Annotated in this window: 21 protein-coding genes; 11 read left to right on the forward strand and 10 right to left on the reverse strand. The window is 73.4% G+C overall.

Features of this window, described 5'->3' with window-relative positions; all coding sequences use genetic code 11:
- Positions 1-9: 9 nt before the first annotated feature.
- From BN2279_RS05625 to BN2279_RS05645, 5 genes are all read right to left on the reverse strand, one after another.
- Positions 10-438 (reverse strand): hypothetical protein, encoded by a 429-nt coding sequence (locus BN2279_RS05625; RefSeq protein ID WP_059007049.1) that lies wholly within the window; start codon positions 436-438, stop codon positions 10-12.
- 165 nt (positions 439-603) lie between these two features.
- Positions 604-1,335: a protein tyrosine phosphatase family protein gene (locus BN2279_RS05630; protein ID WP_059007051.1), complete on the reverse strand. Its 732-nt coding sequence runs from the start codon at positions 1,333-1,335 to the stop codon at positions 604-606.
- A gap of 115 nt (positions 1,336-1,450) precedes the next feature.
- Positions 1,451-2,389: a hypothetical protein gene (locus BN2279_RS05635; RefSeq protein WP_059007053.1), complete on the reverse strand. Its 939-nt coding sequence runs from the start codon at positions 2,387-2,389 to the stop codon at positions 1,451-1,453.
- 4 nt (positions 2,390-2,393) lie between these two features.
- Positions 2,394-4,445, reverse strand: coding sequence for a PEP/pyruvate-binding domain-containing protein (locus tag BN2279_RS05640; RefSeq protein ID WP_079031875.1), 2,052 nt, complete (start codon positions 4,443-4,445; stop codon positions 2,394-2,396).
- A gap of 136 nt (positions 4,446-4,581) precedes the next feature.
- Positions 4,582-4,761, reverse strand: coding sequence for a hypothetical protein (locus tag BN2279_RS05645; RefSeq protein ID WP_234347486.1), 180 nt, complete (start codon positions 4,759-4,761; stop codon positions 4,582-4,584).
- A 142-nt stretch (positions 4,762-4,903) separates the two neighbouring features.
- Between BN2279_RS05645 and BN2279_RS05650 the strand changes: the two genes are divergently transcribed.
- Both BN2279_RS05650 and BN2279_RS05655 read left to right on the forward strand, forming a co-directional pair.
- Positions 4,904-5,650 carry an HNH endonuclease family protein gene (locus BN2279_RS05650; protein ID WP_079031876.1) on the forward strand — a complete coding sequence of 249 codons (747 nt, stop codon included), beginning with the start codon at positions 4,904-4,906 and terminating at the stop codon, positions 5,648-5,650.
- 450 nt (positions 5,651-6,100) lie between these two features.
- Entirely contained in the window at positions 6,101-6,943 is an 843-nt protein-coding gene (locus BN2279_RS05655) for a helix-turn-helix domain-containing protein (RefSeq protein WP_104530943.1), read from the forward strand.
- Between the two features lie 14 nt (positions 6,944-6,957).
- Here BN2279_RS05655 and BN2279_RS05660 read toward each other — a convergent pair whose 3' ends face one another.
- Positions 6,958-7,767, reverse strand: coding sequence for an SDR family oxidoreductase (locus BN2279_RS05660; protein ID WP_079031877.1), 810 nt, complete (start codon positions 7,765-7,767; stop codon positions 6,958-6,960).
- 87 nt (positions 7,768-7,854) lie between these two features.
- Here BN2279_RS05660 and BN2279_RS05665 point away from each other — a divergent pair, with 87 nt between their 5' ends.
- Positions 7,855-8,490: a TetR/AcrR family transcriptional regulator gene (locus tag BN2279_RS05665; RefSeq protein ID WP_104530953.1), complete on the forward strand. Its 636-nt coding sequence runs from the start codon at positions 7,855-7,857 to the stop codon at positions 8,488-8,490.
- 12 nt (positions 8,491-8,502) lie between these two features.
- Here BN2279_RS05665 and BN2279_RS05670 read toward each other — a convergent pair whose 3' ends face one another.
- Complete coding sequence (locus BN2279_RS05670; protein WP_059007059.1) at positions 8,503-9,897, reverse strand: GH1 family beta-glucosidase; 1,395 nt, start codon at positions 9,895-9,897, stop codon at positions 8,503-8,505.
- A 109-nt stretch (positions 9,898-10,006) separates the two neighbouring features.
- The gene (locus BN2279_RS27240; protein WP_199827638.1) at positions 10,007-11,563 is read right to left on the reverse strand and encodes a D-alanyl-D-alanine carboxypeptidase family protein; all 1,557 of its coding nucleotides are present in this window, start codon (positions 11,561-11,563) and stop codon (positions 10,007-10,009) included.
- A 948-nt stretch (positions 11,564-12,511) separates the two neighbouring features.
- On the opposite strand from BN2279_RS27240, the gene BN2279_RS05685 reads away from it, so the two are divergent.
- The 6 genes from BN2279_RS05685 to BN2279_RS05710 all read left to right on the forward strand — a co-directional run bounded on the left by BN2279_RS05685 (position 12,512) and on the right by BN2279_RS05710 (position 17,060).
- Positions 12,512-13,306, forward strand: coding sequence for a GOLPH3/VPS74 family protein (locus BN2279_RS05685; RefSeq protein WP_079031879.1), 795 nt, complete (start codon positions 12,512-12,514; stop codon positions 13,304-13,306).
- Positions 13,307-13,518: 212 nt separating this feature from the next.
- Positions 13,519-14,388 (forward strand): helix-turn-helix domain-containing protein, encoded by an 870-nt coding sequence (locus tag BN2279_RS05690; protein WP_059007311.1) that lies wholly within the window; start codon positions 13,519-13,521, stop codon positions 14,386-14,388.
- A gap of 165 nt (positions 14,389-14,553) precedes the next feature.
- Entirely contained in the window at positions 14,554-14,763 is a 210-nt protein-coding gene (locus tag BN2279_RS05695) for a DUF397 domain-containing protein (RefSeq protein WP_059007062.1), read from the forward strand.
- A 141-nt stretch (positions 14,764-14,904) separates the two neighbouring features.
- Positions 14,905-15,576, forward strand: a complete 672-nt coding sequence (locus BN2279_RS05700; protein ID WP_059007313.1) for a class I SAM-dependent methyltransferase — start codon at positions 14,905-14,907, stop codon at positions 15,574-15,576.
- A gap of 81 nt (positions 15,577-15,657) precedes the next feature.
- Complete coding sequence (locus BN2279_RS05705; RefSeq protein ID WP_059007064.1) at positions 15,658-15,864, forward strand: hypothetical protein; 207 nt, start codon at positions 15,658-15,660, stop codon at positions 15,862-15,864.
- A 65-nt stretch (positions 15,865-15,929) separates the two neighbouring features.
- Positions 15,930-17,060 (forward strand): LLM class flavin-dependent oxidoreductase, encoded by a 1,131-nt coding sequence (locus BN2279_RS05710; RefSeq protein WP_059007066.1) that lies wholly within the window; start codon positions 15,930-15,932, stop codon positions 17,058-17,060.
- On the opposite strand, the gene BN2279_RS05715 is transcribed toward BN2279_RS05710, so the two are convergent.
- Complete coding sequence (locus BN2279_RS05715) at positions 17,027-17,458, reverse strand: DUF3224 domain-containing protein (RefSeq protein WP_059007068.1); 432 nt, start codon at positions 17,456-17,458, stop codon at positions 17,027-17,029. The genes BN2279_RS05710 and BN2279_RS05715 overlap by 34 nt on opposite strands.
- A 42-nt stretch (positions 17,459-17,500) precedes the next feature.
- Positions 17,501-18,307, reverse strand: a complete 807-nt coding sequence (locus tag BN2279_RS05720) for an exodeoxyribonuclease III (protein ID WP_059007070.1) — start codon at positions 18,305-18,307, stop codon at positions 17,501-17,503.
- A gap of 414 nt (positions 18,308-18,721) precedes the next feature.
- On the opposite strand from BN2279_RS05720, the gene BN2279_RS05725 reads away from it, so the two are divergent.
- Both BN2279_RS05725 and BN2279_RS05730 read left to right on the forward strand, forming a co-directional pair.
- A complete protein-coding gene (locus BN2279_RS05725; RefSeq protein ID WP_324612818.1) occupies positions 18,722-19,540 on the forward strand; it encodes a protein kinase domain-containing protein in 819 nt (272 codons plus the stop codon).
- Between the two features lie 82 nt (positions 19,541-19,622).
- Positions 19,623-20,117, forward strand: coding sequence for a GNAT family N-acetyltransferase (locus BN2279_RS05730; protein WP_059007072.1), 495 nt, complete (start codon positions 19,623-19,625; stop codon positions 20,115-20,117).
- Positions 20,118-20,123 lie beyond the last annotated feature (6 nt).

A 20,123-nucleotide genomic window follows, 5' to 3' on the forward strand; every position in this document is an offset into this window, starting at 1 on the left:
CCCGCCCCGTCAGGGGTGGGCGCGGCCCAGCGGGCAGGGCAGGCCGGGGTCGGCCCGGTTGGGGGAGCAGCCGATCGTGTCGAGGGTCAGGAACCCCGTGCCGCGCAGGTACCACCCGGCGTGGACGTCCTCGCCCCGGGCCAGGCGCGCGGCGGCGGCCTCGACGCGGGAGGGGAGCGTCGCGCGGTCGTCTTCCACGGCGAACGCGGGGGCGGCCCGTTCCGACTCGCGGCGGAACCACGCCGCCGCCTCCGCCGCGTCCGCGCAGGTCCTGGTGATCGCGGTGGCGGGGCGCAGCAGCCAGTGGTTGATCCGCAGCGGCGTGCAGGGATTGGTGAGGAAGCCGGGCGAGGGCGGCGTCCCGGGCCGCCGGTCGGCCTCCTGGTCGAACAGGCGGCGTTCTCCCTGCCAGTGGTAGGCGTGAAAGTGGGCGGGCATGCCCCAGGGTTCGTCCCCCGCGCGGCGTCGCTGGAGAGCCGGAGCGGTGACAATCCCCGCCACGCCGCCCGCCGCGCCGCCCGCCCCGGCACGGCCGGGGTAGGGACCGGCCGGGCGAAACGGGGCCGTCCGGGCGGCATCGGCCGCCCGGCGCGGCCGGGCCGGTCAGAAGATCGACAGCGAGGCGTTGATCCGGCGGGGCGCGTCCATCAGACGGCTGACGGCCTGCACGGCGAGCGGCGGCTGGTCCGCTTCGCCGGGGTCGGCGGGCAGGGCGTAGTAGATCTGCTCCAGCGACGGCGGGCCCCCGGCCCGGTTCCGCAGCGTCGCCTCGCCCGCGTCCGCCTGCTCCGTCGCGACGAGGTACGCGGCCGTGACCGCGCCGGTGCGGCCGACACCCGCGCCGCAGTGCACGAAGACCGGGCCCGGGGCGGACTCGACCGCCGCCAGGAACTGGTCGACCTGCTCGCCGGTCGGCGTCTGCCCGTCCCGGATCGGCATGCTGATCAGGTCGAGCCCCGCCTCGCCCGGCAGCGAGAGCTGGTGCTCGGACAGATCCTCGGCGCGCAGGTCGATCACGGTGCGCACGCCGCGTTCGGCCAGCTCCTCGTACCCTTCCGGGCCGGGGGCCGAGCCGCGCCACAGCTTGTCGTCCACCTGGAGGAAGTGGTTGACCCCGCCGACGCGCTCGCCGGACGAGTACTGCTGCTGGGCCAGGAACGACACGCCGAGCGTGCCGAGGACGGTGACCAGCCACAGCGCGAGGTAGCCGAGGGCGCAGACGGCCACCGCCTTGCCCGCCCGGCGGGCCACGAGCCGGGGAGTCGGCCGCGGGCGCTCGGGGAGCGCGGGGGCCGCCACCGGGGTCGGGGAGGGCGCGGCGGACAGAACGGGCACAAGATCACCACCGGGGCATCAGGGGACGAACGGAACGGACACGCTAACCCGGCAGCCCAGCACGACGTCGAGTGATGTGTCCAATCCAACTGGTCATCGCATGATCGACAGCGGCTCACCCGTCCGTCCCGGCCTGCCCGGCGCCCAGCACCTCGGCCCGCACCCGGTCCGCCCGCGCGTCGCTCAGGCAGCCGCGCAGCCGGTGCAGATCGTGCGCGCTCAGCGCGGGCCGCGCCACGCCCGCGAAGACACCGGCCTCCAGCGCGGTCAGCGGCGCGTGGTCCAGCGGCACCGACGTGGAACGGCGGCACTCCTCCCACAGCGCGCGGGCAGCCTGCTCCACGCCGCCCCCACCGCCCCCGTCGTCGCCGCCGTCGCGCAGCTCCACCCGGAACACGATCGCGCTCGCCGCCGCGTCCGGCGCGGCCGAGGGCCGGGTCTGCGTGGCGTCCGACAACGCGTCCACCACCAGCCAGGCGCCCACCGCCCCGGCCGCCACCAGCACGGCCACCGCCACCGCCCGCCGGGGCCGGGCGGGCGGCACGGGCGGGATGTCGCCGAGCGAGGCCGGTCCGTTCCCCCTGACCCCGCCCGGCGGCGCGGTCAGGCGTGCCAGCCGGCCCGCCAGCCGCCGTTCCGCGCCGGGCCTGGCCGTCGCGGCGGCGAGCTTCTGCCCCAGCAGCGCCACCCCGGCCAGCGCCGCGCCCGCCGCCATCAGCACCGGTACGAAGACGAACGTCCGCCCGCCGCTCCCGTTCCCGCCGCCGTCCAGCCAGCGGAAACGGTGCCCGGCCGGGTCGGGGCCCCGGGACTGCTCCAGCCGCCGCAGTACCGCCTCCGTCCGGGCGTCCGCGTCGGTCACCTCCTGGCGCAGCCGCCCCATCCGGGACAGCAGCACCGAACCCACCAGCAGCACCTCCAGCACCAGCAGCAGCCCCCCGCACATCAGCGCGCGCTGCCACTCCCCCCGGTAGAGGTAGACGACCATGTACAGCGCCGCGCCCCCCGCCGACACGGCGCCGAGGAGATAGCCGAGGCAGGTCGCGGCCCGCATCGCTTCAGGTCACCGCGCCCGTGGTGCCGTCGACCGCGACCTCGGCGCCGGGCGGGAAACGGCCCAGCGCGCCCGCCACGCCCACCACGGCCGGCACCCGGTACCCGCGGGCCAGCACCGCCCGGTGCGACAGCACGCTGCCGGTCTCGGCGACCAGCCCGGCCAGGCCCGGCAGCCCCGGCGCCAGCGCCGGGTCGAGGGACCGCACGACCAGCACCGCGCCCGGCGGCCGGTCGCCCGTTCCGTGCCACGCCGTCCCGGTGCCGAAGCCGCCGCCCGCCGCCTGCCCGCCGCCCTCCGGCGTGCCGCGCCCGAGCCGTTCCGGCACCGGCCGTCCGTCCGCCCCGAGCCGGAACGCGGCGGGCAGCTCCGGCGCGGGCGGGCGCGGCTCCCGGCCCGGCGGCGGGTCCGGCGGCAGACCGCCGTCGTCCAGCGCCGCCGTCAGCTCGTGCCAGCGCAGCACGGACAGCCGCCCCGGCGCGCCCGTCCGGCCGGCCGCCGTCAGCCGGGCCGCGAACTCCCGCACCAGCCGCGCCTGCATCTCCTGCACCCACCGCACACGCAGCCGCAGCCCCTCCCGCACCGGCAGCGCCGCGACGCCGCGCGGCGCGCCGGTCCAGCCGGTCGGCTCCGGCAGCCGGCCGGGCCGGGCCAGCGACGGCGGCAGCAGCGTCAGCAGCACGGGGTGCCGGGCGATCAGCTCCTCGTCGCCGGGCACCGCGCCGCCCGCCAGCGCCCGTACCTCGGCCAGCACGGCGAGTGCCTCGCCGGCGGCCGTCGCGCCGGGTCCCGGCCCGAGCAGCGCCCCGGCCAGGGACTCCTGCGCGTGCAGGGCCGCCCGCACGGAACGGCCCCACGCCAGCGCCGCCCGCATCTGCCCGCTGAGCATCGCCCCCGGCGCGGGCAGCTCGGCCAGCTCCCGGTCCACGTCGGCCAGCAGGTCCAGCGCGAGCAGCGGCAGCGCCGTCCGCAGCCGCCCGATCCGCCAGGCCGCCGACGCGCGGCGGGCACCGGGGACGGGGTTCACGAAGTCGAGCACCGGATGCGCCGACGGGATCGCGCCGAGCAGCCGCAGATCCGCCGCGACCCGCCCGCCGACCGTCGTCACCGGGGGACACGCCCGCAGCGTGCGGCGCGGCGCGGTGCCCGCGATGTCCAGCGCGAGCGTCAGCCCGTGCGCCATCGGCGCCACCCACAGATCCTCCTCCAGCGGCTGGAGCACCCGGGGGAACGTCTCGGCCACCGGCCCGGGGCCCAGCAGCCGGGCGCCGCGCGGCGCCCGGACGGCCATCGCCGTGATGGGCCTGGCCTGGAACAGCCACAGCCGGTCGTCGCCGTCGAAGCCGAACTCGATGTCCTGGGGCGCGCCCAGCGCCCGTTCGGTCCGCCGCGCCAACTGCACCAGCCGGGCCAGTCGCCGCCGGTTCAGCACCCGGCGGCGGTGCCGGTGCGGCTCGGGCGGCTCCACGGACACCAGGCGGCCCAGCCGGGTGAGCCGGTAGCGGACGCCCTGCGCCGACCCGTCGACCAGCCGTCCCGGCCCGCCGCGCACCGCGCTGACCAGCATCCGGTCGCGCCGCCCGGAGACCGGGTCGGCGCCGAACATCACGCCGCCCACCACCGGCCGCGCCATCGGCTGCACCAGCACCGCCATACCGGCCGGATCGGCGCCGCCGTGCGCCGCCGAGGCCAGGACCGTGCGCACGGCGGCGGTGAACTCCGCCCAGCCGCGCACGTCGAGCACCGTCGCGAACCGGCCCGCCATGGAGGAGTTCGCCGCGTCCTCGACGGCGGAGGAGGACCGTACGGCCAGCGGCCCGCCGTCCGCGGCCAGCTCCCGCCACGCCCGCCGCAGCGCCGCCTCACCGGCGTCGTCGTGGGGGCCGTCCGCCGTCCGGGGCGTGATCACGAAGCCGGGCAGCACGGGGAGGCCGGCCGCGCGGGCGCGGGCCAGACCGGCGGCCTTGCCACCGGCCAGCGTCGGGTCCCTGGCCGGTTCGCCGTCGAGCGGCACCACGCCGAACCGGTCCGCACCGACACCGCTACCGATACCCACGGCGTACGCACCTCCCTCGTACGCCCAGGGTTGGCGCCCCCGCGCCCTCCCGCCACCCGGCGCGGCGTCCGGGTGAGGCGACACCGCCGGGCCGGCCTGGAGGGCGGGCCCGGGCGGCTGCCGGTGTCCGGCTGTGTCAGTCGTACTGGACCGTGTCACCGCCCAGGATCGAGGCGTGCTCCAGCACGTCCTCCAGCGGGTCGTCGATCTGGCCGGTCTGGATCAGCCCGAACCTCGGCCCGATGGTGGTCTCTCCGGCGTAGTGCTCGTCCGCCTGGGCCACACCGCCCGCGAACGCCGAGATCCCGACTGTCACTGCCGCAACGAACGGCCACCGTGCGCGCTTCATTTGGTCGCACCCTTCCTGTGCTGAGTGTTCGTTGTGCTAATCCTCCGGGCATCCAAAAGGTTACGGTCTCACCTGCTGGTACTACGGTGCGTTAGGAGGGGCGGAGCGCATGCGCGGTGTTCCCGCTCGGATGATGGCGGCCACGGTCGCGACGGCAACGACGGTTCTGCTGCTGGGGAGTTGTGACGCGGAGTCCACGGTGGCGGACCCGCCGGTGGAGACCGGCGACTCCGAAGTCCCGGACGGGACGGGGGAGTCGCCGCCCGGCTCGGACCCGGGAACCGAGCCGGACCCGGAGTCGGGATCCACGCTCCCCGGCCTGCCCACCCCCGACGAGGCCCGCGACCAGCTCGCCGCCCTCACCGTCGCCGACCCGCGCCCGATGACCGGGTACTCGCGGGACGAATTCCCGCACTGGGCCGAGGTGGACGGCTGCACCGTCCGGCAGCTCGTGCTCCAGCGCGACGGCGAGAACGTCGAGGTGGACGACGGCTGCCAGCCCGAGTCCGGCACCTGGTTCAGCCCCTACGAGGAGCAGGAGTACACGGACCCGGCCGACATCGACATCGACCACATGGTCCCCCTGGCCAACGCCTGGCGCTCGGGCGCCGACGCCTGGACCGAGGACGAGCGCGAGGCGTTCGCCAACGACCTCGACCACCCGCAGCTCCTCGCGGTCAACGACCGCGTCAACAGCGACAAGGGCGACCAGTCCCCGGACGAATGGCTGCCCCCGGCCGAGGCGTTCCACTGCACCTACGCGCTGGCCTGGACCTCCGTGAAGCACACCTACGAACTGACCGTCACCGAGGCCGAACGCGACCAGCTCGGCGCGCTGCTCGACACCTGCGCCTGACCCACGGGAGCGCCACGACGGCCGGTGGTCACAACAGGCCGCCGGCGCTGCGGCGGTTGGCCTGGCGCACCTTCTCCCGCAGCAGGTCGCTCGCCTTCAGCGGCTGGACCGTCTCCGGTCCCGCCTCCCACGCCGGGCCGCCCTTGATCGGCCTGAGCCGGTAACCCGTCTCCTATACACACCCGACGCTGCCCACGAAGAGGCCCAGTCTCATCTACCGCAGGCCCGCCGCCGTCTACCGTACACAGACATCACCCGGTCGAGATCGATGTCCCGCGCCAGGGCGCCGATTTCGATCTCCTGACTGTGCGGCTCCTGGCTGCTGGCCGTCATCCGGCGTGACCTCTCTAGGCTCTGCGTAAGGGGGCGGTTACCAGCATCCGAAGGCGCTCGGACGTTGGCCAGTGTTCCCGCGTGTCCCGTACCGCAGCGCCCACAAAGGAGTTGTCGATGGCCGTACGCAAGTCCGACCCCGACCGCAGGCCGAATGCCAGGAAGATGCTGATGCGCGAACTGGCCCGGCTGCGCGAGGAGGCCGGCTGGTCCCTGGCCCAACTGGCGGAGCAGGTGCGGTTCGACCGCAGCTATCTGCACAAGCTGGAGACCGGCGCCCGGCTGGGCGACCTGCCGACGGTCAAGGCGCTGGACGAGGTGTACGGCACGGGCAACCTGCTCCAGCTCCTGTGGACTCTGGCCCGGCAGGACGCGTTCGCGGACAAGTACAAGCGGTTCATGGAGCTGGAGGGCCAGGCCAACGTCCGCTACGAGTACAACCCCAGCACCGTGCCCGGTCTCCTCCAGACCGAGGAGTACGCCCGCGAACTCCTGGCGTCCGGCCGCCCGGAGGACGAGCACGAGCTGGAGGAGAAGGTCTCGGTCCGGATCAGCCGCCAGGACATCCTGCGCCAGGACGACCCGCCGTACTACCGCGCCATCCTGGACGAGTCGGTGCTGCGCCGGCCGACCACGGACCCGGCGGCCTGGCGCCGTCAACTCGCCCACCTGGCCGAGCAGGCGACCCAGCCCCGGACCACGATCCAGGGCCTCCCGCTGTCGGCGGGCCTGCACGACCTGCTCGGCGGCTCCCTGACCATCCTGTGGATGCCGAACGGCACGTCGATCGCGTACATCGAGAGCAGCAGGAACGGTGACCTGTACGAAAACCCGGTGGACGTCGAGAAGTTGAAGCTGTCGTTCGACCTGCTCCGCGACATGGCGCTCTCCCCGGACGAGTCCCTCCTGTTTCTCCACAGCCTGTTGACGGAGGCGTCGGCCCGCGACCTGCCGGACTGACGGCGCCCGGCGGGTCAGAGCATGGAGCCGCCCGTCACGTCGATCACCCGGCCCGTCACCCAGCGGGCGTCGTCCGACGCCACGAAGGCGACCACGTCCGCGACATCCTCGGGCCGGCCGACCCGGCCCAGCGCCGAGATCGAGACGGCCCAGGCCGCCGCTTCCGGATCGGTGCGCAGCCACTCGGCGTTGACGTCCGTGTCGATGATGCCGGGGGCCACCGAGTTCACCGTGATGCCGCGCGGGCCGAGCTGCTTGGCGAGGTTGAGCGTGAAGGTGTCCAGCGCGCCCTTGGTGGAGCTGTAGGCGATGATCTCGGGGTGCGCGATCCGGGTGACGCCGCTGGAGACGTTGATGATCCGGCCACCGTCGCGCAGCCGCCCCAGCGCCTCGCGGACGAGGAAGAACGGCGCGCGCACGTTCACCGCGAAGACCTGGTCGAACTCCTCCTCGGTCAATGTCGCCAGATCCGAACTGCGGGCTATCGCGGCGTTGTTGACGATGATGTCCACGGCACCGTCCGGCCGGTGCCGGTCGAACGCGGCCCACAGCGCCGCCGCGTCGCCATGGCTGCCCAGCTCCGCGCGGATCGCGAACGCCCGGCCGCCGTTCGCCCCGATCCGCTCGACGACCCCGGCCGCCGCCGCGTCGTCCCGGGCGTAGGCGACGGCCACGATCGCGCCCTCCCGGCCCAGCCGCTCCGCGATGGCCCGGCCGATGCCCCGGCTGCCGCCGGTGACCAGGGCGACCTTGCCCCCGAGCCTGCCCGCCGTCGTGTCCGTCGTCCTGTCCGCCGTCCTGTCCGTCGTCCCTGCTCCGGCCATGGTCCCGACCCGCCTTCCGATTTCTTGAGCGATCGTTCAAGAAAGACCGTAGCACGCTTTTTGAGCGAACGCTCTAGAATGGTGGGCATGAACAGCACCGCCGCAGGGGATGGCGCCACCGGGCGTGGCCGCCCGCGCGGATTCGACCGGGACGCCGCGCTCGTCCAGGCCATCCGGTTGTTCTGGGAGCGCGGCTACGAGGCCACGTCCATCGGCGAGTTGACCCGGGCGATGGGTGTGCGGCCCGCCAGCCTCTACGCGGCCTTCGGCGACAAGAAGAGCCTCTTCGAGGAAGCGGTGGCCGCGTACGGCCGCACGCCGCCGGGCGCCTTCCTGGACATCGCGTTCGCCGAGGAGCCCACCGCGCGCGGCGCGTTCTCCCGCGTTCTCCACGAGGCCGCCCTCGTCTACGCGGACCCCGCGCACCCGGCGGGCTGCCTCACCATCTCGGCCGCCACCAACGTCACCCCGCAGGACGCCGGAATCCTGGCCTTCCTGCGCGACCTGCGCAACCGGAACCTGGCACGTTTCGAGGACCGCCTGCGCACCGCCCGCGCGACGGGCGAACTCCCCGCCGACACCGACCCCCACGCCCCCGCCCGGTACTTCGCGACGGTGATCCAGGGCATGTCCCAGCAGGCCAGGGACGGCGCCACCCAGGCCGAACTGACCCGCGTCGCCGAACTCGCCCTGGCCGCCTGGCCCTCCGCCACAGCCGGGTGAAGGCCCGCGCGGCTACAGGGCGTTGGCCCGGGTGATCTCCGCGAACCAGCGTCCGCTGTCCTTCATCGTCCGCCGCTGCGTCTCGAAGTCCACGTGGACCAGGCCGAACCGCTTGGCATAGCCCTCCGCCCACTCGAAGTTGTCCAGCAGCGACCACACGAAGAAGCCGCGCACATCCGCCCCTGCCGCCAACGCCCGGTGCGCGGCGGCGATATGGCTCTCCAGGAACCCACGCCGCTCCTCGTCGCACACCCGCCCCTCCGGGGTGACGCGGTCGTCGAACGCCGCGCCGTTCTCCGTCACGTACAACGGCGGCGGCCCGTACTCGCGCCACACCCGCGTCAGCGTCCGGTACAGGCCGTCCGGCGCGATCTCCCAGCCCATCGCCGTCTCGGGCAGACCTCGTTTGACCGTTTCCACGTCCGCCGCGCCCCCCCACGGCGTCGGCCCGCCCGGCGTCGGGGCGTCGCGCCGCCGCACCACCAGAGGCGTGTAGTAGTTGACGCCGAGGAAGTCCAACGGGGCGCCGATCAGCGCCAGATCACCGTCGCGCACATGCTCCGTCCCGGTCACGTCCGCCACGTCCGCCAGCACGTCGGCCGGATACGCGCCGCGCAGCAGTGGGTCCAGGAAGAACCGGTTCACCAGCCCGTCCACCCGGCGGGCCGCGTCCCGGTCGGCCGCGCGCTCCGGCGAAGCCGCCTCCACCGGCGCCAGGTTCAGCGTCACGCCGATCGCGCCCGCACCCTGCTCCCGCAGCGCCCGGACGGCCAGGCCGTGCCCCAGGAGCAGATGGTGGGCCGCGCGCAGCGCCGCCGCGCCGTCGGTCCTGCCGGGCGCGTGAACCCCGGCCGCGTAACCGAGGAACGCGGAGCACCACGGCTCGTTCAGCGTCGTCCAGTGCTCCACCCGGTCGCCCAGCCGCTGGTGGACGAGCGCCGCGTACGCCGCGAAGTGCTCGGCCGTCTCGCGGCGCGGCCAGCCGCCGGAGTCCTCCAGGGTCTGGGGCAGGTCCCAGTGGTAGAGCGTCACCCAGGGGCTGATGCCGTGGTCGAGCAGGCTGTCCAGCAGGCGGCTGTAGAAGTCCAGGCCGGCGCCGTTCAGCGGCCCGTACCCCTCGGGCTGGAGACGCGGCCAGGCGAGGGAGAAGCGGTAGTGCGTCACCCCGAGGTCGGCCAGCAGGGACACGTCCTCGGGGTAGCGGTGGTAGTGGTCGTCGGCCAGGTCACCGGTCTGGTTACGGTGGACGCGGCCCGGGGTGTGCGTGAAGGTGTCCCAGATCGAGGGCAGTCGGCCGTCCGCGCGCACGGCGCCCTCGATCTGATAGCTGGAGGTCGCCGTCCCCCACACGAACCCCTCGGGGAACCGGGCCGTGCTCGGGTCGTGACGGCCGTGCGGAGGTGCCATGGGATCGCCACCCTGCGGGAGAACGGACCGACGCGTCGAGACTAGGACGGATCGCCGCGTTCCGCTCCCCGGAAGGACCGGCGGGGGCACCGGAGGCCAGTGGCCGGCGTCAGCAGAGGGGCGGGCCGGTCAGTAGTGGGGCGGGCGGTAGTTCTCCGCCTTGTCGAGGATCGCCGTGAAGCGCCCGTCTCTTATACACCACTCCGAGGCCACGAGGAAGGCAGAAAACTCGTATTGCGGATTCTGCTCGAGAAAAAAAAAAACTATGAGAAGTTTTTACAGAAAGCTTAAGCTTGTACGTGATAGCGGCCGGGCACCCCCCCACCGGCGGGGGGCGTTCGGAGAACCCGGTTCGCCCGAGCCCCCCGCCCGCCGCGACCGGCACGGTCACCCGGTCCGGACCGCCACCCACGGTGAGCACGCCGACCCGGGTGCCCGCGTCGCCCGAGCCGGGAACGCCCTCCTCGCCCGCCGACAGCTCCAGTTCGACCTCAAGACCGGCCCAGCCGACCGCCTGCACGTCCTCGGCGGCCACGACCGGTGTCCGCCCGCCGAGTCCGTCGTCCACATACCCGACGACGTCTCCCTCGTTCAGCACGGTCTCCGCGCGCAACTCCTCCTGCGCGAACCGGATCAGCGTGTCCCCGGCCGTCAACGCCCCGGTGAGGATGGAGTTGTCGGACGGGTGCGGCGGCTGCGCCAGCACGGCGCCGACGATGAGCTGCCGGGTACCGCCGATCTCCTGCTCGGCGGCGAACAGCAAATTGCCGCCCGCGGCCGTGGTGGTGCCGGTCTTGATGCCGATGACGCCGTTCACCGGGACCAGGTGGTTCCAGTTGGTGTGCGTCGCGCCCAGGCTGTCCTCGTAGCTCGGCATGGCCACGATCGCGCGGAACACCGGGTCGTCCATCGCCGCCTTGGCCAGGATCACCTGGTCCTCGGCGGTGGAGACCGTGTCGTCGCTCAGGCCGCTGGGGTCGGTGTAGGTGGTGTTCTCCATGCCCAGCTCGGCGGCGGTCTCGTTCATCTCGGCGACGAACTCCTCCTCCGAGCCCGCGTCCCAACGGGCCAGCAGCCGGGCCACGTTGTTCGCGGAAGCGATCAATATCGCCTGGAGGGCCTCCCGCTGGGTGATCGAGGACCCCGCCTCCACCTCGACGGTCGACTCGCCGTCGTTGCTCAGCGCCGCGTCGTCCTCGGCCTGTTGGTCGACGGGGATCATCTCGCCGTCGCCGTCCTCGGCCATGGGGTGGTTCTCCAGGACGACGTAGGCCGTCATCACCTTCGCCACGGACGCGATGGGCACCGGCTCCTGCTCGCCGGACGAGCCGAACGTCCCCAGCCCCTCGACGTCGAGCACGGCCTGGCCCTGGTCCGGCCAGGGCGCGGTCGGTGACGTCCCGTCGAAGGTGTGGGTCCGGGCCGCCGTCATCTCCAGCGTCGGTTCGGGCAGCGGGCGCAGCGACTGGGCGATGACGAACGCGATCGCCAGCAGGACGAGCAGCGGCGTCCAGATTTTCACACGGCGCGCGACTGTCCGCAGCGGAGTCGGCGGCGGCGCCGGGCGGTTGGTCAACTCGGCCAGCAGATCCAGCGGATCGCGCTGTGCGTCGGGAACGGGCGGCTCGGCGGCGGGCTTCGGCGGAGCGGCCGGTTCCCGACGCACACGTCTCTTGGCGGGGCGGGGCGGCGGCGGGCGGTTCCGGCGCCTCCGCCGGCTCGGCCGGCAGCGGGAGGACGCTGGTCCGGTCGCCGTCGCCGTCTTCGGGCTCGGCCTCCGGCAGCCGCAGGACGCTGGTGGCGTGGTCGTCCTCGGGTTCGTCCTCCGGCTGGTCCTCGGGTTCGTCGTCGTCGGGTACGCGCAGGGAGGTGGTCTTGCGGTCGCCCGTTTTGTCGTCCGTCTCGGGCAGTCGCAGGACGCTGGTCGCGTGGTCGTCCTCGGGCTCGTCCCCCGGTCCGTCCTCGGGCTGGTCCTCGGGTTCGTCCTCGGGTTCGTCGTCGTCGGGTACGCGCAGGGAGGTGGTCTCGCGGTCGCCGGTCTTGTCGTCCGTCTCGGGCAGTCGCAGCACGCTGGTGGCGTGATCGTCCCCCGGCCCGTCGTCGGGCTCGTCCGCCTTCGAAGCCGCTTCCGCCTTCGCCTCCGGAACCGGAGCCCGCTCCCCCTGCTCCGGGACGCGCCGCATCGCCATGGTTCTGGGATCTATCGGCCGCGGAGCCTCCTCCGGCACCTCCGCCGCGCCCTCCGTGTCCTCGCCGGCCGCCGTTTCCGTGTCCGTGTCCGTGTCCCCGGGAACCTCCGCGCCCCGGGGAACCCTTCCGGGCCTCCCGGACGTCTTCTCCGATGACTCCTGCTCCCGATCCCGATCCGAAATGTCCGGGGACTCGCCCGACACCCGTACCTCCCTGTTCCTCGTTCCAGAACTGGCCGCTGGCCCTACCAGTTTGCCGGGTCCTGTGCACCTCGGTACGCCATGCCGGTGGTAGCGAAAACCTGCTGCCCACGCACAAGGACGACAACGACATATCTACGGGTTCCCTCCCAAATCCACCACGCGCTCTCGACAGAACATGTGAGAGGCGTCACCCTGTCTTTCATCCACGCGGGGAGGCATGGATGGGCAGGAGTCGTAGAACCATTCCGGAAGAGCTGCTGCTGCTCGCTCTGGACCCGGCCACGGGCACCACAGCGCAGCCACAGTCGCTCGACCTCGGCCTTGCCGGGGCACAGCTCGTCGAGCTGGCACTGGCGGGACGGATAGCCCCAGATGGGGACCGAATAGCCGTGGTGCTGCCACGGCCGACCGGAGATCCGACGCTGGACTCCGCTCTGGAGCTGTTGCGCAGGCGCGGCAGCCCGGTGCGGGCCGTCCACTGGATCGGCGGGCCCAGACTCGGGCTCCGCCAGACGTATCTCTCGCATCTGGAACGCTGCGGCATGGTGCACGCGGTGGACAACCAGATGTGCGGAGTTCTGCCGACGACCCGGTACCAGGCGACGGACACCGCGGTCAGCAGGCAGATCCGGGCTCGGCTGGACACCGCGATCCGTACCGGTACGCCACCGGACGCGCGGACCGCGGCGCTGGCGGCACTGGCTCACGCCGTGGGCCTGGGCAAGCATCTGTATCCCGGCAACGAGGGGCGGTCCTCCCGCTCCCGGCTGCGGGATCTGATCAGGCACGACCCGATGGGCGGCCTGGTGGCCCACGCCGTGATGGACGTCCAGAACGGTGTGGCCGGCCAGGCGGCGGCGGCGCGACGTCCGCAGCAGCAGACCGCGACGCGCAAGACGGGACACACGCCGGTGCCCGCGGCCATGGCTGTGGTCGGACAGTCCCATCAAGTCGCCGAAACGTCTCGGCGGAGAGGAGTGACGAGAGCCGTGGTCCGTCCCTCGCTGTCGCACTAGGCGTACGGCACAGGGACACGACGGCACTTTGAGCCAACCGGGAGCCGCATGCGAGCAGGGGGTGTGGTGACGGCCGGAAACGGTCCGCCGCCGCACCCCGTGCTTGTGATCAGCCGCTCTCTCGCACGAATTCCCAGCGGGCGCCCCGTGCCAAGTGGCACTCTGCTCACAGCAGCAGCGGTCTTTCCAGATCGACGGAGGTGCACAAGTCCGTGGCGGGAAACGTCAATCCCACTGTCCGGCGACGCAGGCTCGGCCAGGAGCTCAGGCGGCTCCGTGAGGAACGCGGCATGACCGCGGAGGAGGTCGCGGACAGACTGCTGGTCTCGCAGTCGAAGATCAGCAGGCTGGAGAACGGCCGCCGCAGCATCAGCCCGCGGGACGTCCGGGACCTGTGCGGTGTGTACGAGGTCGAGGACTCCCGGCTCGTCGAGTCGCTGATGCAGATGGCCAGGGAGTCCCGCCAGCAGGGCTGGTGGCACGCCTTCGCCGAGCTGTCGCCCAGTTACAGCGTCTACATCGGCCTGGAGACCGACGCGTCCTCGTTACGTGTCTACGAGCCCCAGGTCGTTCCGGGGCTGCTCCAGACCCAGGCGTACGCGGCGGCCGTCATATCGGGCGCCCTGCCCGAGGTGGGCCACGACGAGGTCAACAGCCGGGTCCAGGTGCGGCTGCGCCGTCAGCAGCGCGTCTGGGACGAGAAGAACCCCCTGCGGATGTGGGCCGTGGTGGACGAGGCGGCCCTGCGCCGCGCGGTCGGCGGCATACCCACGATGGTGGAGCAGCTTCACCGGCTGGTGGAGTGCTCGCGACTGCCGCACGTCACGCTCCAGGTGATGCCGTTCTCGGCGGGGGCGCACCCCGGCGTGAACGGGCAGTACGCGATTCTGGAGTTCCCCGAGGCGACCGACTCCACGGTGATCTACCTGGAGGGCGGGACGAGTGATCTCTATCTGGAGAAGCCCCACGACGTCCAGTACTACAGCGTCATGTACGAGCACCTGCGGGCGCAGGCGCTCAGCCCGGAGGCGACGCGCCGCTTCATGATCGGCCTGGCCGAGGAGTACCGCACCCGGATGTGACAGGCCCCTGACAAGTTGAAGATCGCGGAATATACACCGCTGTGACGGTGGTGGGAAGGGAAGTGGACGGCGGTCCATCCGGTCGAGTGAAGCGGGACATCATATGGCGATCCGGACTAGTACGGTCACGGCAATCACACCCGACCGACAAGTTCCGGAGCGACCATGGCAGTTGGGCAAGTCAGCACGTACGTGTGGACGAAGTCGTCTCATTCGGGGGGGAACGGGGCCTGTGTGGAGGTGAGGTCGTCGGCGCCGCGTCTGCTGGCCGTGCGCGACTCCAAGAACCCCACCGGGCCGCTCCTCGGCTTCCCGGCCGGCTCGTGGACGGCGTTCCTCGGCGCGGTGAGCCGTGAGGGCCTCGGCGGCATCTGACGGGGCCGCACGCCTGACGCACGGGACGCGACGGGCGCCGAGCGCCGTTTGAGCCACCGGACGGTGCCTCGGGCGGCGCCGCGGTGTACCGGCGGGCCGCACCAGCGGTGACTGTCAGTGGCGGGTGCGAGCATGGCCGTCATGAGCGAACAGCACGGCAGTGCCATCGCGGCGTACTGGGACGCCGCCGCGGCGGCGTTCGACGAGGAGCCGGACCACGGGCTGCGGGCGGAGCCGGTCCGGGCCGCGTGGGCGCGGCGGCTGGCGGAGTGGGTGCCCGGCACGGGCGCCGAGGTGCTGGACGCCGGCTGCGGCACCGGGTCGTTGGCGGTGCTGCTGGCCGGCGCGGGGCACCGGGTGACGGGGGTGGATCTGTCGCCGCGGATGGTGGCGGCGGCGCGCGGGAAGGCGCTGCGGGCCGGGGTGGTGGCGGAGTTCGCCGTCGGGGCGGCGGAGGAGCCGCCGACGGGCGGGCAGCGGTTCGACGTGGTGCTGGCGCGGCACCTGCTGTGGACGCTGCCGGACCCGGTGGCCGCGCTCCGGCAGTGGGTGATACGGCTGCGGCCCGGCGGCCGGCTGGTGCTGGTCGAGGGCCGCTGGCGGCAGACGGGCGGCGCGGAGCCGTACGCGGCGGGACCGGACACCCTGCCGTGGCACGGGGGCGTGGGCGCGGCGGAGCTGGCGGCGGCGGTCGGGCCGCTGGCCCGGGAGGTCCGGGTCGAGTCGCTCGCCGGGGACCCGGAGCTGTGGGGCGGCCCGGTGGACGACGAGCGGTACGTGCTGCTGGCGCGGGCCCGTGGCCCGGCGGCGTAGCCCGGGGCACGGCCGGGGAGATCCGCGCCCGATCGCGCGGGTGCCCGGCAGCGCCTAGGCTGGCGTTCTGGAGGTGTCGCAATGTCCGAATCGTTTGAATCAGACGAGCAGCGCTCCACCGATCGCCCGACCCCCGACCGGCTGCTGCACAGCGGCGGGGGCCGCCCGATCGACCCCGAGGATCTGGTCCGGCTCAGCGGCCGTGAGCCGACTCCCGAGCGCGTCGAGGAGGCCCGCCGCCCGCTGGGGAAGGAGGGCGCGTCCGCCGTGGAGCGCTATCTGCCCTGACCGCCGGGCGGCGCCGCCGGGCGGAATGATCCGGCGGGCCTCCTCGTTGTGCTCCACGCAGTCAGGTGCGGGAGCGCGGACAGGGAGGCGGCCGGGGGAGCGAGCAGACCGACGGGATCAGGGGAGTGCGCCGGGGATCGGCGCCGGTCCCGTTGTCCGTGCTGGACCTGGCGACCGTGGGCAGCGGCCTGACGGCCACCGAGGCGCTCCGCACCGCGGCGGAGATCGCGCGCCTCGCCGAGCGGCGCGGCTACCACCGGTTCTGGGTCGCCGAGCACCACTCGATGCCCGGCGTCGCCAGCTCGGCCCCCGCCGTGATCCTCGGCCACCTGGCGGGCCGGACCGAGCGGATCCGGCTCGGGGCCGGCGGCGTCATGCTGCCGAACCATCCGCCGCTGGTCGTGGCCGAGCAGTTCGGCACGCTGGAGGCGCTCGCGCCCGGCCGGGTGGACCTGGGCCTCGGCCGCGCCCCCGGCACGGACGGCGCCACGGCGGCGGCCCTGCGGCGGGGCCGGTCGGACGGCGCCGACGAGTTCCCCCAGCAGGTGGCGGAGCTGGTCCGCTTCCTCGACGACGACTTTCCCGACGGGCACCCCTACGCGGGCATCCACGCGGTGCCAGGCCCGGTGCAGGGCAGCGTGCCCGGCGGCGTCCAGACGCCCGCGCGGCCCCCGGTGTGGCTGCTGGGCTCGTCCGGCTTCAGCGCGGAGCTGGCGGGCCGCCTCGGTCTGCCGTTCGCCTTCGCCCACCACTTCGCCGGGGCCCACACCGTCCCGGCCCTGGAGCTGTACCGCCGCGCCTTCCGGCCGTCCGCCGTGCTCGACGCCCCCTACGCGCTGATCGGGGTCTCGGCGCTCGCCGCCGACGACGCGCGGGAGGCGTACCGGCAGGTCCTCACCGGCGCCCTGGCGCTGGTCCGCCTGCGCACCGGCCGCCCCGGCCTGGTCCCGACCCCGGAGGAGGCCGAGGCCCACACCTTCGGCGCGGCGGAGAAGGACATCCTGGACGGGCGGCTCGCGGACGTCGTCCACGGCACGCCCGACGCGGTCCGCGACGGGCTGGACGGCCTGGTCCGGCGGACCGGCGCCGACGAGCTGATGATCACCACCAGCGTGCACAGCCCGGCGGCGCGGCTGCGCAGCTTCGAACTGATCGCGGACGCCTACGGGTTCCCCGCGGACTCGGGCAGCGTGTAGTCCAGGGTGAAGACGTGCTGCCCGCTGTCCTCGCGGGTCAGCACGAAGTCGCCGCGGATGCCGGCCAGTTCACCGCGCCCGGAGCCGGGGACGATGGAGCCGAGGACGACCCTCGGGGTCCCTTCGTCCACCACGCCGCCGTGGTGGACGACGAAGCTGCCGGCGCGGCCGTCGAGGGTGCCGGTGAGGTGGTCCGAACCGACATACCCCATGTTCTCGTCGTCGGACTGGCACATCAGCAGGACCGCCGCGCTGGTCCCGGTGAAGTCCCCGGCGAACGTGCGGCTGATCTCCGCCCGCTGAAGCTGCAAGCCCTCGGCCGGGCCGGAGGTCGCCAGCGGCGCCTGCTCCCAGGAGACGATCTCGAAGGTGCCGCGGGCGTGGATGTTCTCGCTCATGCGGGCACCCTAGCGGGCGAGTCCGACAACGCGGCCCCCCGGTCAGAGGTCGTAGACCACCGTCACCGGGGCGTGGTCCGACCAGCGTTCGGCGTGGCTGGGCGCCCGTTCGACCTCGGTCTTCAGCGCGCGCTCCGCGAGTCGGGGCGTCGCCACGTGGTAGTCAATGCGCCAGCCCGTGTCGGCATCAAACGCGCGGCCCCGGTAGGACCACCAGGTGTACGGGCCGTACTCCTCGGCCGGGTGCAGGGCGCGGACCACATCGGTGTAGCCGCCGTCCGCCGGGTCGAACACCCGGGTCATCCAGGCCCGTTCCTCCGGGAGGAACCCGGACGCGGCGCGGTTGGCGCGCCAGTTCTTCAGGTCGGCCTCGCGGTGGGCGATGTTCCAGTCGCCGCAGACCAGCACCTCGCGGCCGTCCGCGGCGGCACGCCCGCGCAGGTCCCGCAGGTAGGGCAGGAAGGCGGCCATGAACCGTTCCTTCTCCGCCTGCCGCTCCGTGCCGACCTCGCCGGACGGGAGGTAGAGGCTGGCCACGGTCACGCCGGGCAGGTCCACCTCCAGGTAACGGCCCGAGCCGTCGAACTCCGCCGCGCCGAACCCGGTGCGCACCGCCTCCGGCGCCCGCCGGGTCAGCACCGCCCCCCCGGCCCGCCCCCGCGCGGCGGCCGGGGCGTACACGGCGTGCAGTCCGGCCGGAACGCGGACCTCGTCCGGAAGCTGCTCGGCCTCGGCCCGCACCTCCTGAAGACACACGACATCGGCCGGAGAACCGGCCAGCCACTCCAGATAGCCCTTCCTGGCGGCGGCCCGAAGGCCGTTGACATTCACACTTGTCACGGTCAGCACCGCACGACCGTACCCCAGGGCGGAAAACGGTTTGCCACCCTTTCCCACGACGGCCGCCCGGGGCCCAGACGGACCGGACGTCGCGGGACCCGCACCGCGAGCCGGGTGCCCCCGGCGCAGGGGGAACGTGACGGTGTTGACGGCGTTGAGGGCGAAGCAATCCGGCATTCACGCACGCGAGTTGCTTCGCTCGCCTGGATGCCGGGCAGTCATCCGCTGGACCCGGCGAAAGGAGTAAAGCGATGATCACAGCCCGCAATGGCGACCCGGACGACGACGAGCCCACCGAACCGGGCAAGACCCCGGGGGACAGCGACGACGGCCGCCCCTACCTCAAGTAGGCTCGCACGGCACATGAGCCAGGGGCCGTCTCCCGGAGCGGGGGCGGCCCGACCCGGGACAAACGGACCCCTCGTGACTGACGGACCCTACGAACTGACCGGCGAGATGGTGACCTTGCTCGCCCCCACGTCTCGCCGCCTGGTGCTCAACCGGCGTGGGTCGACCGTGTGGCAGGTCACCGGTGACCGAGGAGACCACGCGGTGAAGCTGGGGTACCCCGCGGCCCCCACGCACCAGTACACCGCGCTCGCCCCCGCCCGCGAGGCGACGATCCTGCGGCAACTCGGCCAAGACGGCGTGTACTGGGGGGAATGGGCACGCGGGACCTGGAGTGTCCAGCCCTGGTACGACGGAAAAAGTGTCTGGGACCTCTGGGAACCTCACAGGACAGGCAAGGAACGGCGGAATCTCGAAACAGACGCGCTGAGTTGCGCCCGGGCGCTGGCCGGGCTCCACGCCGAGGGATGGGTGCACGGGGACGTGCAGCCCGCGCACTTCCTCCTCGGGCGGCACGGAACACGGCTGATCGACCTGGGACTGGCCCGGGGTGGCGAGGTTCCGGCGATCTACGACTTCCCCCATCGCGGCTGTCTCGTCCACTACGAGAGCCCGGAGATGTCGCGCAGCGTGCTGACGACGGGGACCGCGGTGCCCACCTCGGCATCCGACGTGTTCGGGCTCGGCGCCGGCCTGTTCCTCAGCGCGACCGGCCTGCGGGCCATCGACTTCCCGGCCGACGCGGAGCGCGCGGAGCAGCGGCGGGTCATCGCCCGGGGCCGGATCCGGCCCGTCACCATCCCCGGCCGACTTGGCAAGATCATCGAAGCCATGCTCAGCCCCGGGCCGGCGGACCGCCCCAGCTCCGCGGACGTGTGTGCCGCGCTGGGCTAGGTTCCGCGCTCCGGGCCGGGGACGCGCGGCGCGGATCGAGTGCCGGGAAAAACGGTTTGCCACCCTTTCCTACGATGGGCGCATGGATCTCGTCGCCACGCTCGTGACCGTGCCCTTCGACCATCCGGATGCCGTCAAGCTCAACGATCTGGTGCAGGCGGAGTACGTGGAGCGCTACGGCGACGGTGATGTCACGCCGCTCGACCCGGCGATGTTCGCGCCGCCGCGCGGGCTGTATCTGCTGGCGTACGACGGGCGGGGGCGTCCGGTGGCGACCGGGGGCTGGCGTGCCCAGAGCGCGACGGGCGAGGGGTACGCGGACGGCGACGCCGAGCTGAAGCGGATGTTCGTGGTGCGGGAGGCGCGCGGTCAGGGGCTGGCCCGCCGGATTCTGGCCCGGCTGGAGGAGACGGCCCGCGAGGCCGGCCGGACCCGCATGGTGCTGGAGACCGGCACCATGCAGCCGGAGGCGATAGCCCTCTACGAGAGCAGCGGCTACCTTCCCGTCCCGGCGGACGGGAAGTTCGGCCTCTACCGCCACACCGCCAGCAGCCGCTGCTACACCAAGCCCCTCTGAGCCCCT

The organism is Streptomyces specialis, assembly GCF_001493375.1.
GTDB lineage: Bacteria > Actinomycetota > Actinomycetes > Streptomycetales > Streptomycetaceae > Streptomyces > Streptomyces specialis.

Bases quoted from the DNA above. Each gene is read 5' to 3' on its own strand.
- BN2279_RS05625 (WP_059007049.1), bottom strand. From the start codon at position 438: ATGCCCGCCCACTTTCACGCCTACCACTGGCAGGGAGAACGCCGCCTG.
- BN2279_RS05635 (WP_059007053.1), bottom strand. From the start codon at position 2,389: ATGCGGGCCGCGACCTGCCTCGGCTATCTCCTCGGCGCCGTGTCGGCG.
- BN2279_RS05650 (WP_079031876.1), top strand. From the start codon at position 4,904: ATGCGCGGTGTTCCCGCTCGGATGATGGCGGCCACGGTCGCGACGGCA.
- BN2279_RS05655 (WP_104530943.1), top strand. From the start codon at position 6,101: ATGGCCGTACGCAAGTCCGACCCCGACCGCAGGCCGAATGCCAGGAAG.
- BN2279_RS05660 (WP_079031877.1), bottom strand. From the start codon at position 7,767: ATGGCCGGAGCAGGGACGACGGACAGGACGGCGGACAGGACGACGGAC.
- BN2279_RS05665 (WP_104530953.1), top strand. From the start codon at position 7,855: ATGAACAGCACCGCCGCAGGGGATGGCGCCACCGGGCGTGGCCGCCCG.
- BN2279_RS05670 (WP_059007059.1), bottom strand. From the start codon at position 9,897: ATGGCACCTCCGCACGGCCGTCACGACCCGAGCACGGCCCGGTTCCCC.
- BN2279_RS05685 (WP_079031879.1), top strand. From the start codon at position 12,512: ATGGGCAGGAGTCGTAGAACCATTCCGGAAGAGCTGCTGCTGCTCGCT.
- BN2279_RS05695 (WP_059007062.1), top strand. From the start codon at position 14,554: ATGGCAGTTGGGCAAGTCAGCACGTACGTGTGGACGAAGTCGTCTCAT.
- BN2279_RS05700 (WP_059007313.1), top strand. From the start codon at position 14,905: ATGAGCGAACAGCACGGCAGTGCCATCGCGGCGTACTGGGACGCCGCC.
- BN2279_RS05705 (WP_059007064.1), top strand. From the start codon at position 15,658: ATGTCCGAATCGTTTGAATCAGACGAGCAGCGCTCCACCGATCGCCCG.
- BN2279_RS05715 (WP_059007068.1), bottom strand. From the start codon at position 17,458: ATGAGCGAGAACATCCACGCCCGCGGCACCTTCGAGATCGTCTCCTGG.
- BN2279_RS05730 (WP_059007072.1), top strand. From the start codon at position 19,623: ATGGATCTCGTCGCCACGCTCGTGACCGTGCCCTTCGACCATCCGGAT.